We start from the raw sequence: 15,048 nt of genomic DNA on the forward strand, positions 1-15,048 counted from the left end.
CAGCAAACAATTGCAGTCATCACTGTTTAAACAATACTTATTTAATTATTTCTCAAAAGAATATTTAAATTACACGAATTAACCTTTTAACAGAATTACTCCTACTTAAATTGGCAAGAGATACTTATGATTTCTGGACATGGTTCCAACAGCACGAAAAATCTTTCTACACGGTGGTCAAGTCCGGACAGGATATAGAAAATAGTTTTTTTAATCCACTTTCCCAGAAGCTTTCAGAGCTTGGAGAGGGATACTATTTTCTCACCGGAATGCTTGACGAAGAAACGGCAGAACTTGTTTTAACTGCAGATGGGGCCATTGAAAGGATTGTATTTGTTGAGGAACTGGTAGAGGAGGCTCCTTTTATTGCTCACTGGAAATTTACTGCATCAAAACCACCAGTGGATGTAAAGGGAATGGCTATAAATTTAGATGATATTTCCGTCTCCCAGGATTCTTTAAGCTTTTATCCTAATCTTCATCCTGACTTTCCTGATGAGATCGATATAACCATCGTTTATAAGGAAGGGAGCCCAGAAAATCTGGATAAGTTGTCTACCGCTATTTATATCTTTCTAGACAACTATTTAGGGGAATTACGTTCTGTAACAGTTATCGACAATCTTACTATTATTGGAGCCGATCAGGCAGAAAAGGAACCTATCCCTTTTGAAAAGCTTGATGAGTATTTACGTTGGAGGGAGAATGAGTTTGTAGAGAAGTATGAAGGTTTGCGTTACAATACTCAAGACGATAAGTACACCCAGCTGCGGGCTGAGCTACCCGATGGTAACTCGCTTTATTTTATTATAAATTCGACGCTGCTGGATTGGGATCGTAAAGCTTCTCATCCCTGGATTTTTACTCTAAGTTTTACTTATGATGGCACCATAGATAATGGATTGCCTAATGAAGCGCTGTATCAGCTTCTTGATTCAATCGAATCTGAGGCAGAGGACTTTCTCCCGGATTTTGACGGCTACCTTAACATTGGCAGAAAGACAGGTAACGGAGAAAGAGAAGTTTTCTTTGCTTGTAAGGATTTTAGAAAACCTTCAAAGGTTGCGGAGCACCTTACTGAGAAGTACAGTGATCAGTTAGATATTAAATACTCCATTTACAAAGACAAGTACTGGCAAGCTTTTGACAGGTTTCGTGTAATGTAATATGATGAAAATTGAATCTTAACGCTTAACCACATCTCTACTTACCGACTATTTAATATCGAATCTTCCTCAGGTTTAGTCTCTTTATCTATTGACTAAGGTCTGATTTTGTTATTTCCTTAATTTGTATTTACTTTCGTCTAAAACCCCTAAACTATTCTTAGGATGAGTTCGGATACATTTAATTACAGGGAACAACTAATATCTATTTTTTGGGATTTGGATAACACCATCTCTAATCTTTTTCAGATGGGGTTTAATATAGGCTTGGAAGAGGAGTGGCAGGATTTTAAGGAATCAATAAAGGAGGGTGATGCGATTCCTATTGATCTGGAGTACCTGAAGGCCATCGATCACCCTACATTGAAGGGCATTATCGAGATGATTGAAATCCTGGTAGAAACGCGCAATACCCTGGCTAACATTAATCAATTATCAGATGAAGAACTTGTTTTACCAGAAGGAGTATACGAAACAGAAGCGGTAGAAGAGCAGGGGGGACCACATGCGCATTATTTAGATGTTTGGATACAAGGTCTTTTCGGCGATTTGATTAACCTGTATGAGGCAATTTGGATTCTGGCACATGGTTCTGAACCTCCTAAAGAAATGTACGACCAGTTTACAGACCACTACTATGAAGGAGGCCTGGAGATAGAGAGTAACGATGAGAACGTTCGATTACTTCTTGATGCGTTAAACCGGGTACTGTTTACAAACGGAGGAACCGAGTACTACGCTTAAATAAAGTCTGGACGAATGGATAGATCTATCGCCCAGACTTCTGGATTGTTATTTAACCAGCTCAAAACTTGTATTCGTTGCCAAATCCTTCCAGTCTTCCAGATCCTTGTTAAGCAGTCTGATTTTATCCTGTGCCAACTGGTATGAATCTTCCCCAAGGAACAGATGTAATGGAGGGTTAGTGCTTTCGCTCGCTCTAATAATTACCTCAACGGCTTTTTCCGGATCGCCGGGTTGGTTTCCGTTGATATGTTCCTGGTGCATTTGTTGTGTCTCGCGCACTTCCTTGTAAGCATCCAAAGGGTTTGCAGGAGTGCTTAAGGAGCCGCTTGTAAGAAAATCAGTTCTGAAGTAGCCTGGCGAAACCAACGTGGTGTTAATACCAAAACCTTTTACTTCAGCAGCGAGCGACTCTGTAAGACCATGAACAGCGAATTTAGTAGCACAATAAATTCCAAAACCTGGGAACAGGCCACTAAATCCTGCAATAGAAGCAATGTTGATAATGTGTCCGGCTTTTTGCTCTCTTAACTGTGGTAACGCCTTGCGAACTACATTAAGGAGACCAAACACATTAACTTCAAAGTTCTCACGTGATTCCTGGTCACTTAGTTCTTCTAAACTACCCACTAAACCGTAACCTGCGTTGTTTACTACAACATCTAATCTTCCAAATTTGCTTATTGTTCTTGTAATGGAATCTTCTACACTCGCTTCTGATCTAATGTCTACTGCAAGTGGTAGAAAATTTTCCGACTCGGGGCTAACCGCTTTTTGAAGATCTTCTAATTTCCTTGAAGTTGCTGCTACCTTATGTCCTTTATTCAATAATTGTTTAACCAGGCTTAGTCCCAATCCCTTGGATGCACCTGTTACGTACCATACTTTATTAGTTTCCATTATATTGTTTTTTAAGATCCGTTTGATTTTATCCGTTATATGCCATTGAGCGTGCAAGTTCTTCGCCCAATTTGAATTCTTCCCTCAGGAATTCTAGTTTACGCATTGCCCTGTTGTAAGCGTCTTCACCCAGCAGAAGGTACAAAGGAGGCTCTGGCTCTTCAGCTGTTTGTATAATTGCTGCTGCTGCTCTTTCTGGATCTCCAGACTGTTGACCATTCATCTGAAGGTATTTTTGATGAGAGGCGCGCACACTTTGATATTCATTTATGGGGCATTCAGGTAGGACCAAAGACTCTTTAGTGAGGAAACTGGTTCTGAATGCACCTGGTGCTACTATGGTAACCTTTACACCAAATTCTTTGACATCCTCGGCTAACACTTCAGTAAGACCAACTACAGAGAACTTGGTAGCTGCATACATAGCCCAGCCCGTTGTTGCTGAAAATCCTGCAATAGAAGAGACGTTAAATATATGTCCTGACCTCTGGCTCCTCATTACCGGCATTACATGCCTCACTACATTGAGGGTGCCAAACACATTAATGTCAAAGCTGTCCCTGCTTTCCTTATCACTTAATTCCTCAATACTTCCTCCAATTCCATAACCTGCATTGTTAATTACTACATCTATTCTTTGGAAGGTATCTACCGTCTTGGCAATGGCGTCTTTCACACTCCGTTCATTTCCAAGATCAACCTGAAGTGGAAGAAAGGATGAAGAATCTGTACCCACGGCCTGTTTAAGGTCTTCCAGGCTCCTTGAGGTGGCTGCTACTAATTGTCCCTTTTCTAATAGTTGCCTTACCAGGCTAAGTCCGAAGCCTTTTGAAGCTCCTGTAATAAACCATATTTTTTTGCTTTCCATGTTTGATTTTTTGATAGTTCAAAGTTAGTCTGCGTAAGAAGGAACAAATTGTGAGATTCAACGAGATACTTGCGAAATTCAAACACCAGGAATAAAAGTGTAGAAACTGCTGCCTTGAGCTAAAGAAGTCCAGGCAACAGAGGATCTCTACTGCTAAAATTCTTCAACCTAATTAAAGGAGATTACCGCTTGAGGAAACGATTGATATAGGTGTTTATGCAGCTTGCCCGTTACGGAAGCTGCTGGGAGTTAATAAGGTGTGTTTCTTGAAGAAATTATTAAAGTGTGCCGGATCTTCAAATCCGAGCGAATAGGCTATTTCAGAGATATTCCAGTTGGTGTGTTTTAATAAAGCCTTTGCTTCAGATGTTAATCGCTCAGCAATTAAATGTGTGGTTGTTTTTCCTGTCGATTCCTTAATTGCCCGGTTCAAATGATTCACATGCACGGCCAGTTGCTCGGCGTAATCTTTTGCAGAACGCATGGTTAAGCGCTGCCCAGGGCTTTCAATTGGAAATTGTCTTTCCAGCAATTCCGTGAACACTGCCGTTATGCGAGATTTAGCATCAGGGTGGTGATATAAGGTTTCTGTAGGCCGGGACTTTAACGCAAAATGAGTTAATTCTGTAACATAGTTCCTTATCAAATCCATCTTAAAGGCATAGTCTGAATTAATCTCCTCCAGCATTTTAAGGAATATTGAACTTACGTGCTCGTCTTGTTGAGCATCAAGTTTGTAAGCGGGACTTCCTCCGGGAGCATACATAGGCAGATCACTAAGACCACCTCTTATTTTTTCCGTGAAGAATGATTTGGAGAAAATGCAGAAGAAACCTGTTTTATCTTCTGAAAGAGATTCCCAGGTGTATGGAATATTGGGATTGAAAAACATAAGGGTAGAACCAGCTATTTCCACACTCTTATCAGCGTAGTGGTACCTGTTCCTTCCTCTGATCAGGCTGACCTTGTAAAAATCGCGACGACTATAATTTACGGGACGAGCATTAGGGCCATGACAGTCTTCCAACCTGAAAACATTGAAGTGCCCGGTCTCCTGGTGCAAATTGCCCGGTAATCGATCGAACTTAATCCTGTAAAAGTCTTCAATTGTCTCTGTTTTCATAGATAAATTCATGAGCCTAAAGTTCTAAAATATGCAGATCCTGCAACAGTTTAAAGTTATTATGATAATTTCATTTTCAATTGTATAATTCACATAATGACTTGCGAAATTCAAACAATCAGTTTGAACGAACATTGTCCTAAGAAAACTGTTTGCCTTAATAGATTATGAAAAAACTTCAGAACATAGCATTTATCTTGCTTTTAGCTGGCGTGATGAGTAGCTGCAATAATACCAGTAAAACGACAGCGGCCAGTGATAGCGTGCAAACATCTAATGAGGATAGAACGAAGGTTGAGGACGAGCCCTTAAAAGGCTGTTATATTGGCGTGTTAAAGAGAGATACTTTCCAGCTAGCAATAACGGCGGTAAATGAATCGAATGTTGAAGGAAGCTTACTCTACAACTTTTTTGAAAAAGATAGGTCAAGGGGAACATTTACTGGAACCTTTATTAATGATGTATTACTAGCAGACTATACTTTCCAGTCGGAAGGGGCTACATCACAGCGACAAGTGATCTTCAAAAAAACAGCTAAAGGCTTTATTGAAGGTTATGGTAATATAAAGTCCGAAGGAGGAAAAGACGTGTTTGTTGATACAGCTGCAGTTAAATTTGATCAATCTATTGAACTAACGAGAACAGATGCCTGCTTACCCTAATAGCTTCTTTTAGTTTAAAGAAGCTATTAGGGTAGTTACATACCGCCAAGAATCCCATTAATTTCTTCTTCTGTATTCTTAAGTTTCTGCTGACAGAAATTTATAAGTACAGAGGCACGTTTTACTTTCGTTGCAAGTTCATCTATAGATACTTGTTCGTTATTGATATCCAGATAGATCTGCTCAAGTTCTTTGTAGGCAGTATCATAGCTCAAATTCTCTTCCATTGTATTCTTCGGTATTTTTAACTTCTGTATTAATCAGTGTCTTATGAGTAATGATTTGAATTTGTTCTCCCGGTGTTAGTGTACCTGAAGAATCTAATATCCGGCCATCTTTTCTTAATAAAGCATAGCCTCTCTTAAGTATTTTCTCAGGACTGGCACCAGCTATTCCCTCGCCTAAGCGCTCTAGTTCTTTCTGCCGACTGCTTAATAGGCGCGGAATAGCCATCACTGCTTGTGTTTGGAGCAAGGTGACCTTTTGTTTTTCTTCTTTAAGCAACTGCTGTACCCGATATCCCATCCTTATAACTTTCTCCTGGACATCTTTCTCGTGGCTGTGAAGAATTCCTCTTGCTTTATTATTCAAGTTGTATTGTCTTGATTTCAAATTCTGTTCCGAACCGTTCAGCAATCGTTTTGCACACCCTGTTATTTGCTCAGCTTTTCGATCGAGACCTAGTTCCCGGCGGCTAAGTTCATACTTAGCTGATCGTACCAGTCCCTCCTCGATTAGGTGCAGGTTCCGGTTACTCCGGGATAATAATTCCTGTCCCTTGGTATGTATGTTCCCGGCAAGCATTTTTATTTGTCTCTCGAAATTATGATTATGATCTATAATAAACTGGGCAGCAATACTTGGTGTCTTTGTATGGATCCTGGCAAAGAAATCGCAAATACCCTGATTCATATGGTGACCAATTCCTGTGATTACAGGAACAGGGAATGAGGCTAGCGCCAGGCTTAAGTGATAATCATCAAAAGGAAGAAAATCTGCAGGAGCGCCACCGCCACGAGTAAGCACCACTGCATCGTATGCTTTATTGGAGACTCTTATTTTGCTAAATGCATCGTATAATGAGGACTGGGCACCGTAACCCTGCACCAAAACATTGTACAGGTCTATCTGAAACTTATAACCTAACTCATTGCTTTCCAGACAATGACTGAAGTCAGAATAAGCATCAGAGCTTGCCGAGGTAACTAGAGCAATTCGTTGAATAACTCTGGGCAGAGGCAAAAGCTTGTTTGGCGTAATGAAGCTTCCGTTTTGAAACTGAATGATTTGAGGGTGCTCCGCCAGAAGCTTTTTAAGGGTTTCCTTTCTTTGTAATTCAATACCCCCTAGCGTAAGTTCAGCGTCAATTTCGCAAAGGACAAGACTCAAACCATAAACTGGATGATAATTGATGGTTACACGGGCCCCGATCTTAATTCCCTCTGCAAATTTTTGACCGGTTGCTTTTTCAAAACCAGTGATAGCCATGGTTCCTTCTCCCATAAAAGCACAGGCTCTGATCTGCGCTACCTTAGCTCCCTTTTCCAGTTCAATCAGATCAAAGTAAACATGGCTTCCGATTTTTCGCACACCAGCAACTTCTCCTTTTACCCAATAGGAAGCGGGAAAACGTTCTCGTAACGTATTCTGAACCTGAGTGAGGAGTTGCTTTAGGGAGATGTAGGATACTGCCATGCTTTGTTTGGCAAAGATAAGCCGAATTCGTCACGGTTTTGTTAACCAAATTCTTAATACAGTATTATCAGGCAAAAATATAATTACGCATCTTCGCCCTACGGAAATGTAACCAATACTAATTTCTTCAAATAACCAGGTTCAATGAAAATACAATATTACTCCCAGGTATCTAAAGTTCTTTTAATTATTTCTGCTAGTTTTCTCTTTTCCTGTGCAAGCATCCATAAAAAGAGAACCAGCAGTATTAAGTACTCACAACAAATGGTAGAACGACGGGCTTTGAAAACTTTTAACACAAATCGCTCCGAGCAGCAGTTGGTAAAAGCCCATTGGGATTATGTTCCTGGTTTAGTTGCATTTAGTGTGATTAAAGCCTGGGAGCAGTATCCCGAGAAGGAAGAATACTATCAGGTTGTCAAAGCGTATGCCGACCACTGTCTCCAGGGAAAAGACACGGTAGCTGTAGGTGCAAGTAATATTGATGATCTGGCGGCAGGAAAAATATTTTTCACGCTTTATCAAACCGAGCTGAAGAAAGGAAATAAGGCCGATGCTGAACGTTATAAGAATTGTGCAACATTTCTGAGGAATAAGCTCAAGTATCAGCATAGCCGTATTGGTTCGGGAAAGCCGGGCACTGGCGGTTTTTTTCATAAAGCCCAGTATCCTAATCAAATGTGGCTGGACGGACTTTACATGGGGCCGGCCTTATATGCCGGTTGGCAGGGAACTTTTGGTATTCTGGAAAGCCGGGAGGAAAATTATAAGTCATGGTCGGATATTGCCCTGCAATTTAAGATCCTTAACGAGCACACTTATGATAAAGCTAAACAACTTAATTACCATGCCTGGAGCGCAGATCCTCAGAATGAAGATTCTTTCTGGGCAAGGAAAGATGGCGAGTATAAAGGTTGCTCTCCTGAATTTTGGGGTAGAGGGATGGGGTGGTTCTTCGCAGCATTAGTTGATGTGCTGGAACAAATGCCTAAAGATCATCCTGATTATTCTGCTTTAACTCAAATTACGAATCAGGTAGCCAAAGGTTTGGCCCGTCATCAAGATAAACAAAGTGGTAACTGGTATCAGTTGCTGCAATACGATGAGCGCAAGAGGGCAGATGGTAAGGGCGATTTTATTAACGGTGAGTATGTTAATAACTGTGATAAGAGCAATTACCTTGAATCTTCAGCATCTTCTATGTTCACCTATGCTTATTTCAAAGGGATTCGTCTGGGAGTATTAAACAGGTCGGAATTTATGTCCGTGGCAGAGAAGGCCTACAATGGATTACTAACAAACTTCATCAGGGAGGGGGTGAATGGTGAGCTTGATATTATTCAGTCTTGCGCCTCAGCTGGTTTAGGTCCCGCAAAAGACATGTCAAGAACAGGAACAGTGAACTATTACTTATGCGGTAAAGATGTCACGGTTACACAAAACGAAGGAAAAGCTGTTGGTCCATTTATTCTGGCAAGTTTGGAATACGAGCGGAGAAAGTAAGATCCATTAATTACTTCGAAGGGTGATCCAGTAGGGTAGCAGGATCACCCCATTCCTTATTTATCTTAATCCTCGCTTTGGTTAAACTTTAAGAGTGGTAAATCGATAGTGCTAGCTGATAAAATTTCTATAACACTTCTATAATTTTTTTAATGCGATCTTTCTAAGCGAGTTCTTTTGTTCCTTTTCTATAACTTTTGCCAGCTCTTTTTTATCAGTAAGCTTTTTGATGGCCAGTTTCCTTAGTTGTGTGTTTTTTTCATTTTCAGCTACATTTCCTAATTCGCGCTGGTCAGTAAGTTTCTCAATGGCTAGCCGTCGCAATTTTCTTTCATTCTCACGTTCAGCTACTTTACCCAATTCCCGCTGATTAGTAAGTCTTTCAATAGCCAGCTTCCTCAATTGCTTACTCTGTTCATGTTGGGCAACCTTACCCAATTCCCGCTGATTGGTTAGCTTTTCTATGGCAATTTTCCTTAGTCGCTCATTCGTTTCTGTTCCGGCAATATTCCCTAACTCTCGTTGATTGGTGAGTTTCTGAAGGGCAAGCTTTCGTAACCTTATGTTCTTCTCATTTTCAGCAATATTACCAAGCTTCCGCTGGTTAATACGAGATTCTGAGCGAGAATAAGAAGTGGCAGGCAGTTCTTGTTTTGATGCGCAAGCTTGTATACCTGCTGCAAAGGCTAATAAATAGAAAAGATTTTTCATAATTAAAATATCGCTGCTGTTCCTTAGAGGGGGGCAGAGGCTTTTGGTTTAATCACGTAGATAATTATAAAATCATGGTAGCTCAACCTCATCCGCTTTAATAAAAGGTACCTTAAAAAATGTCTGCTACTTCATATTCGTCCGACCTAAAATCTCATGAATTTTCCCATCAAGTTCTTCTGTTGCTGCCTCCAGTAAACCTAGTTCATCGGATTTTCTAAAAGCTTCTGTCTCTTTCATTAAAGACACTATTCCGAGGATGGAGGAAACCGGACGTCTAAGTTCATGAGCCTGAATAAATGCGATGCTTTCCAACGAATCGCTCTTTTGCTGGGAAAGCTTTTCGTGTTTCACTTTTGAGGTAATATCCGAGAAGTTTACAGACAACCCGAATATTTCTCCCTCTGCATTAAATGCAGGTTCGATTTTAAGCAAATACCAAAGATCGCTACCGCCTACTTCTAAATTAATTTCGTCAAAGACTGCCGTTCCTCCAAGTGCCTTCTTGCAGTCGAGGTAAAACTTTCCATAATCTTCAGCAGGAAAATAAAGGGTAAGTAATTTTCCCTTTTCCGGTATCATCCCGTTCAGCTCTCTAACAAAACGAGCCCAGGTTTTATTGAACGCCAGTATTTCGAAATCACGGGATATTAAGAGGTGATTATCTATAGAACTTTCGAAAAAGGATCTTAGCTCATTTTCTTTGCGACGGGCCTCGTCCAGCTGCTCTCGGATCAGCTTCAAGCTCTCATCAAGTTCAAGAAGGTAGACCACTTGTTTTGAAAGCATTTCTAATGTCTTCTTCTGCAACCGGGTCAATTCGCCCGGAAGTTGATCAATAACGCACAGACTACCTAAATGAAAGCCTTCTGATGTGGTTAAGGGACTTCCAGCATAGAATCGTATGTGAGGATTACCTGTTACCAAAGGATTTAAAGCAAAACGCTCGTCTTTTTTCGCATCCTCTACCACCATAAATGTTTCATCATCCACCACATGTCTGCAAAACGAATCTTGCCTGGATGTCGTATCGAAATTAAAGCCATGTTTAAAACGGATGTATTGTGTATCAGAATCAAGGAATGTAATCAAAGCGGTAGGCGTTCTACAAACTTCAGCTGCTAGCTGTACAATTGCTGTGAGTTCACGCTCTACCTCGAAATTTCTGCCAATAAACCGTTTTACCTGCTCAAGTCGTTTCTGTTCTTTTTCAGCTTGAATCATGCCTTTACATCGTAGATTTTATTACAATAATGCTTATACTAATTTTATAAGTAAAAAGTTTACCCTGATTGAAATAGTTGAAATTTGCCAGTTACTTGCTATAACTCCACCAGATTTTTCTTTTACTTTAGCTTATTATCCGAACACCTTAACTATGGATTTTCTAAATAAGACATTAGGTTTTTTTCAAAAAGTACCCTCGGCTCCAACGAATCCTCATGAAGCTGCTGCGCCTGAAAGGTTTAATATTAAGGACCTGTATTCTGGCGAAGAGAATTCCAGCGAGGAGGAGAAGTCAACGGGATTGGATGAGAAGCTCCGTCAGGCTTATTTCTGGATAAGCAATACCGCTATTATAAGTCCGTTTTACGATATCGAGTATGACGATGGAGATCCAAAGCAATTTAGTTTTGGGGATAGTAAAGTGCAACTGAGCCTACCAAAAGGGCAAAGTTATTCCAGTTGTGTTTTAGTGCCACTTTTAAACTTAATTGTGAGAGGCAAATGCCTTATTGTTGGTGGTCCTGGAAGAGGGAAAACAGCAACCTGTATTTTGATGGGATTACTGGCTGGATACTCAAAAACGGATGTAATGCGGGCAATTCAACACGGCCAGCCGCAAATGACGATTGCCGATCTTTTAGGTCACCCTTTGCCCTCGGATATGGTTAAGGCTGAAAAAACTTCGGATATCAGGATCGCTTGGAGAAAATGGCTGGGCATGAATGTTAAAATTATTGATGAATACAACCGGATTCCAACCAGAACTCAATCAGCCCTTTTAACGGTTCTTTCTGATAACTATGCCGAAATCTTTGATCAGATTTTCGAGTGCCCCCCGTCCGCCTGGTACTTAACGGCAAATGACGATGCCGGGGGAGGGACTTACCAGGTTATCGAGGCATTAAAAGACAGGATCGATATTGTTATCCGGGCTTTTCATTTTAATACTCGCTTTATTGATGATTTGCTTAAACGGATCGAATTGAACTATAAGCCAGAGGCAATGATCCCGGAAGAGATCATTTTTTCTGAAGAGGAGCTGAATCAAATAAATAGAGAAATAAGGGCTGTAAAGATATCTGACGAACTTCGTAAACGAATTGAATTCTTCTGCCGACAGTTTGAGTTTTTTGAGTCAGCGTCAGACCGGCTAGAATATATGACGAAGGATACTGTAAAACTTTCAGGAATTGATTTTAAAACCCTGTTCCGTCAGGAAACGGGTAAGGATCATGTAAAGGATCTTGGCTCTCAAACCTGTAATGGAATTTCTGTTCGTAAAATAACAACACTTTTAATTTTTTCTAAAGCCCTCGCTTATTTCAGAGGGAACAAAGCGGTGGAACTTGAAGACATCCGACAGATTCTACCTTTTGTGCTGCATGATACTTTTACCCCTCATCTAGAATCTCCTTTCTTTGATCAGCCTGGCAATGAAAAATATCGCGTAGATAAAGTGGTTTGGTTAAGGAAGATCTTTGATATATCCTGCCAGGAATACCTGAGTATGGACCTCGACCGTAATGATCCTATGGATATATTTGACGAACAGTTCAGACAAGGCCTGGAAAACGTTAGCCTCAGGGAAGTGGATAAACGACTTCAGGACATTGAGAAACAGCTCTATAAATGGTCGCAGGAAAAGAAGTTATACGGGTACCGTGCAGACGACATACTCAAGCTAAAATATTACTATCAGCGTTACTGCAACTATAAACGTTGGCTGCAATGGAAAAGGTAAGGTTTCCTCCCTTAATTGAATATCTCAAAGAATCTTCTGATGAATACAATAAAATGTATTATCAACAGGAATTAAAGTCGGGCGCCATAAACTCAATGATGCTTTCCAAGTGGATTGTCCAAAATGTTGAGCCGCTCATAATTGCAGTTCATAAAGTAGCGCCAGAGTCACTACCGAAAGTTTTTAAAGCGTTATATGCTAGTTCTTTATCTCTGTTAGGAAATAATCTTGCTATAACTCATGAAGAGGAGTATAAGCATGGCTGGAACCTCTGCCTTCATATTCCTCAACTACTGGTACTACAACCTCAAAGAATTTTAAACGCTATAAACACAGCTCTCGAATCTCTACGGCAGCATCAACCTGAGAAGGTTCTGAATTGGTTAAACCTGATGAGGAACCTTGCAACAAAATGCAAAAGCGTGGAGCTTTTCTTAGACTACGGTCGTTTTGCAGCATGGACTTGTGGCATGGCTCACCTCCGTGAAAAAGCAGCTAAAATTTATTTAGATCTGCCTGGCGAAGTGCTGGAGCTTATTCAGGGGGAAGTGAAAAATGTTCGTATAGCAGACCTGATTGAATTAGGCTGGAGAAAGGAAAAATATGGTAGTTTTGAAGGAGTTGCAGGTGGGTTTTATGGTTATGGTAAAGCTTTTATTCAACCTCCTTTAGTTGCTCTTGTTGAGAATATTATCGTTGCATCAGATGGCGTTTCCAGTAGTGCTCTTTTCGCTGACGCTTTAGGTACCGTCTTGATAAGTGACATTCCAGTATCAGCGGATTATATAAAGGAACAGGCGCTTCAATCAAGGGAGAATCAGTTGAGGAAAATACAGAAACATTTTCCAATACCTTTTGATGATGTTACTTCCGTAGCTGCAAATAAGTCAACTTTAGTTGTGTCGAGAAGCTCATCTCATTATTTATTCCTCTATAGCATTCCTCATGAATAGCGAAACAACAACGGATCAACTGAAGCTAAGCTGGCAATCCTACTGGGACAAGGCCCGTTACCTTTGGAGCCCTTTTGTCAAGCTGAGGGAGCCAGTGTGGTGTCTTACGTCAGCAGAGGCAAAAAAAGAGGGGTTGGCGGGAAGCTTTGCAATGATACGTTTAACCGACCACCGGATTGTAATAGACCTTCAGGAAGTTATGAAACTTGAGGTTGGGGATTATGCACTTCAGGTACTTGCCCACGAAATCGGTCATCACATTTATACCCCGGCAAATTTACATGACAACGCCGTCTTGCTATCCCGTATACAGTGGGGTTTGGCCGGGATCGAGAATAGAACAGCTTTCGTTGCTAATATATATTCGGATTTTTTGATAAACGATATGCTCCAGCGGTCAAAAGGCCTGGATATGGCAAGTGTTTATATAAAAGTTAATCGAGGAGTTACTTTTTCAAAGCTTTGGACATTGATAATGAGAACATATGAGTATTTATGGCGACTTAATCGTCGTGAACTTACCATGTCTTCTCATTTTGAAAGTCAGGAAATTGATGCTGATGCTTCTTTATTAGCCTCTTTAATAAGAAGCTATTCAAAAAACTGGCTTGATGGGGCTGGAAGGTTTACGGCTTTAGTATACCCTTATATTTTAGAGGATGAAGATTACCGCAAATCAAGGGAGTCATTAATAGTCTACCTGGATGCCGAAACTGCGGGCATGAATGGTGGTATAATCGCAGGTATTACAGAGATCGATGATGAAGCCGTCAGTGGTAATGTAGATCCAAGAAGGGAAGCCCTCGGGTTGAAGGATGATGACACGAAAGCAAATGGTGGCGGTTTAGGAATTTCGCTTCGAGGAGGAACAGGACCCAAACAACGCTACCTTGAACCAAGTATCTATATAGATCTTTTAAGTAAAATAAATCCGTCACTTACTGAGCAGGAACTTTTAAATAATTATTACCGTGAGATTGCTCAGCCTCATTTGGTTGAGTTTCCTCTTGAGCAAAGCACGCCTGTATCTTTTACATTACCAGAAGGGACAGATAATTGGGATCTTGGAGATTCGATCGACGAGATAGACTGGCTCGAGTCGTCCATCTATTCGCCCGAGATCATTCCCGGCTACAATACGCTAAAAAGGGTTTATGGCCCTGATGAGGATAAGTCAGATAAGGAAAGGCCACTTAACGTTTACATTGGAGTAGATTGCTCCGGTTCTATGGGCAATCCCAGGTTCACATTTTCCTGGCCGGTACTTGCTGCTTCTATAATAGGGCTCTCAGCGTTAAGGGCTGGAGCAAAGGTAATGGCTTGCCTTTCGGGCGAGCCGGGTAGTTTTTTAGAAAGTGAAGGGTATATTACTTCTGAAAAGGATGTACTAACTGTCCTTACTTCTTACCTGGGTACAGGTTACGCCTTCGGAATTGCACGTTTAAATACTCCCTTTGAATTTCCTACCAAAGAAAAATCGCATATAGTTATCGTTACCGACGACGATATATTCAGTATGCTTTCTGCAGAAACTAAAAGTCCGGAGGATAACTGGACCATCATCGAAAAAGCACTGAGGAACGCAGGAGGACATGGATCGCTTGTGCTGCATTCAAATCCAGAATGGCATCAGGAGGAGGCTGCCCGTTTAGTAAAAATGGGTTGGAAGATCTATTATGTTACTAATGAAAAGGAATTACTTGATTTTGCAAGAAGCTTTTCAGTAGAAAACTACCGCACCATCAATTAGTAAAT

The 15,048-nt window shown here is 40.8% G+C and carries 14 protein-coding genes; 7 read left to right on the plus strand and 7 right to left on the minus strand.

Going from position 1 to position 15,048, the window contains the following annotated elements:
• Nucleotides 1-110 precede the first annotated feature (110 nt).
• Nucleotides 111-1,166 (plus strand): DUF695 domain-containing protein, encoded by a 1,056-nt coding sequence (locus J4N24_RS16425; protein ID WP_242691676.1) that lies wholly within the window; start codon nucleotides 111-113, stop codon nucleotides 1,164-1,166.
• Nucleotides 1,167-1,331: 165 nt separating this feature from the next.
• Entirely contained in the window at nucleotides 1,332-1,910 is a 579-nt protein-coding gene (locus J4N24_RS16430; protein WP_207534795.1) for a hypothetical protein, read from the plus strand.
• 48 nt (nucleotides 1,911-1,958) lie between these two features.
• On the opposite strand, the gene J4N24_RS16435 is transcribed toward J4N24_RS16430, so the two are convergent.
• From J4N24_RS16435 to J4N24_RS16445, 3 genes are all read right to left on the minus strand, one after another.
• Entirely contained in the window at nucleotides 1,959-2,810 is an 852-nt protein-coding gene (locus J4N24_RS16435; protein ID WP_207534796.1) for an SDR family oxidoreductase, read from the minus strand.
• Nucleotides 2,811-2,838: 28 nt separating this feature from the next.
• Complete coding sequence (locus J4N24_RS16440; protein WP_207534797.1) at nucleotides 2,839-3,678, minus strand: SDR family NAD(P)-dependent oxidoreductase; 840 nt, start codon at nucleotides 3,676-3,678, stop codon at nucleotides 2,839-2,841.
• 214 nt (nucleotides 3,679-3,892) lie between these two features.
• Nucleotides 3,893-4,801: a helix-turn-helix domain-containing protein gene (locus tag J4N24_RS16445; protein ID WP_207534798.1), complete on the minus strand. Its 909-nt coding sequence runs from the start codon at nucleotides 4,799-4,801 to the stop codon at nucleotides 3,893-3,895.
• Nucleotides 4,802-4,968: 167 nt separating this feature from the next.
• Between J4N24_RS16445 and J4N24_RS16450 the strand changes: the two genes are divergently transcribed.
• The gene (locus tag J4N24_RS16450; RefSeq protein ID WP_207534799.1) at nucleotides 4,969-5,463 is read left to right on the plus strand and encodes a hypothetical protein; all 495 of its coding nucleotides are present in this window, start codon (nucleotides 4,969-4,971) and stop codon (nucleotides 5,461-5,463) included.
• Between the two features lie 35 nt (nucleotides 5,464-5,498).
• On the opposite strand, the gene xseB is transcribed toward J4N24_RS16450, so the two are convergent.
• On the minus strand, nucleotides 5,499-5,690 hold the full coding sequence (xseB, locus tag J4N24_RS16455; protein WP_207534800.1) for an exodeoxyribonuclease VII small subunit: 192 nt from the start codon (nucleotides 5,688-5,690) through the stop codon (nucleotides 5,499-5,501).
• Nucleotides 5,668-7,158, minus strand: coding sequence for an exodeoxyribonuclease VII large subunit (xseA, locus tag J4N24_RS16460; RefSeq protein ID WP_207534801.1), 1,491 nt, complete (start codon nucleotides 7,156-7,158; stop codon nucleotides 5,668-5,670). Before xseA ends, xseB begins: the two co-directional genes overlap by 23 nt.
• A gap of 144 nt (nucleotides 7,159-7,302) precedes the next feature.
• Between xseA and J4N24_RS16465 the strand changes: the two genes are divergently transcribed.
• Nucleotides 7,303-8,661, plus strand: coding sequence for a glycoside hydrolase family 88/105 protein (locus J4N24_RS16465; protein WP_207534802.1), 1,359 nt, complete (start codon nucleotides 7,303-7,305; stop codon nucleotides 8,659-8,661).
• Between the two features lie 138 nt (nucleotides 8,662-8,799).
• Here J4N24_RS16465 and J4N24_RS16470 read toward each other — a convergent pair whose 3' ends face one another.
• Entirely contained in the window at nucleotides 8,800-9,372 is a 573-nt protein-coding gene (locus tag J4N24_RS16470; protein WP_207534803.1) for a hypothetical protein, read from the minus strand.
• Between the two features lie 126 nt (nucleotides 9,373-9,498).
• Nucleotides 9,499-10,596, minus strand: a complete 1,098-nt coding sequence (locus J4N24_RS16475) for a GAF domain-containing protein (RefSeq protein ID WP_207534804.1) — start codon at nucleotides 10,594-10,596, stop codon at nucleotides 9,499-9,501.
• Between J4N24_RS16475 and J4N24_RS16480 the strand changes: the two genes are divergently transcribed.
• From J4N24_RS16480 to J4N24_RS16490, 3 genes are read left to right on the plus strand one after another with little or no spacing between them, the layout of a single operon-like run.
• On the plus strand, nucleotides 10,595-12,340 hold the full coding sequence (locus J4N24_RS16480; RefSeq protein ID WP_207534805.1) for an AAA family ATPase: 1,746 nt from the start codon (nucleotides 10,595-10,597) through the stop codon (nucleotides 12,338-12,340). The genes J4N24_RS16475 and J4N24_RS16480 overlap by 2 nt on opposite strands.
• Nucleotides 12,328-13,293 carry a hypothetical protein gene (locus J4N24_RS16485; RefSeq protein WP_207534806.1) on the plus strand — a complete coding sequence of 322 codons (966 nt, stop codon included), beginning with the start codon at nucleotides 12,328-12,330 and terminating at the stop codon, nucleotides 13,291-13,293. Before J4N24_RS16480 ends, J4N24_RS16485 begins: the two co-directional genes overlap by 13 nt.
• Nucleotides 13,286-15,043 (plus strand): DUF58 domain-containing protein, encoded by a 1,758-nt coding sequence (locus J4N24_RS16490; RefSeq protein ID WP_207534807.1) that lies wholly within the window; start codon nucleotides 13,286-13,288, stop codon nucleotides 15,041-15,043. The genes J4N24_RS16485 and J4N24_RS16490 overlap by 8 nt, the downstream gene beginning before the upstream one ends.
• Nucleotides 15,044-15,048: the final 5 nt, after the last annotated feature.

It is taken from the genome of Desertivirga arenae (assembly GCF_017355785.1).
In the GTDB taxonomy this organism is placed as follows: Bacteria; Bacteroidota; Bacteroidia; order Sphingobacteriales; family Sphingobacteriaceae; genus Desertivirga; species Desertivirga arenae.

Bases quoted from the DNA above. Each gene is read 5' to 3' on its own strand.
- J4N24_RS16440 (WP_207534797.1), bottom strand. From the start codon at position 3,678: ATGGAAAGCAAAAAAATATGGTTTATTACAGGAGCTTCAAAAGGCTTC.
- xseA (WP_207534801.1), bottom strand. From the start codon at position 7,158: ATGGCAGTATCCTACATCTCCCTAAAGCAACTCCTCACTCAGGTTCAG.
- J4N24_RS16435 (WP_207534796.1), bottom strand. From the start codon at position 2,810: ATGGAAACTAATAAAGTATGGTACGTAACAGGTGCATCCAAGGGATTG.
- J4N24_RS16430 (WP_207534795.1), top strand. From the start codon at position 1,332: ATGAGTTCGGATACATTTAATTACAGGGAACAACTAATATCTATTTTT.
- J4N24_RS16470 (WP_207534803.1), bottom strand. From the start codon at position 9,372: ATGAAAAATCTTTTCTATTTATTAGCCTTTGCAGCAGGTATACAAGCT.
- J4N24_RS16485 (WP_207534806.1), top strand. From the start codon at position 12,328: ATGGAAAAGGTAAGGTTTCCTCCCTTAATTGAATATCTCAAAGAATCT.
- J4N24_RS16490 (WP_207534807.1), top strand. From the start codon at position 13,286: ATGAATAGCGAAACAACAACGGATCAACTGAAGCTAAGCTGGCAATCC.
- J4N24_RS16450 (WP_207534799.1), top strand. From the start codon at position 4,969: ATGAAAAAACTTCAGAACATAGCATTTATCTTGCTTTTAGCTGGCGTG.
- xseB (WP_207534800.1), bottom strand. From the start codon at position 5,690: ATGGAAGAGAATTTGAGCTATGATACTGCCTACAAAGAACTTGAGCAG.
- J4N24_RS16465 (WP_207534802.1), top strand. From the start codon at position 7,303: ATGAAAATACAATATTACTCCCAGGTATCTAAAGTTCTTTTAATTATT.
- J4N24_RS16475 (WP_207534804.1), bottom strand. From the start codon at position 10,596: ATGATTCAAGCTGAAAAAGAACAGAAACGACTTGAGCAGGTAAAACGG.
- J4N24_RS16445 (WP_207534798.1), bottom strand. From the start codon at position 4,801: ATGAAAACAGAGACAATTGAAGACTTTTACAGGATTAAGTTCGATCGA.
- J4N24_RS16480 (WP_207534805.1), top strand. From the start codon at position 10,595: ATGCCTTTACATCGTAGATTTTATTACAATAATGCTTATACTAATTTT.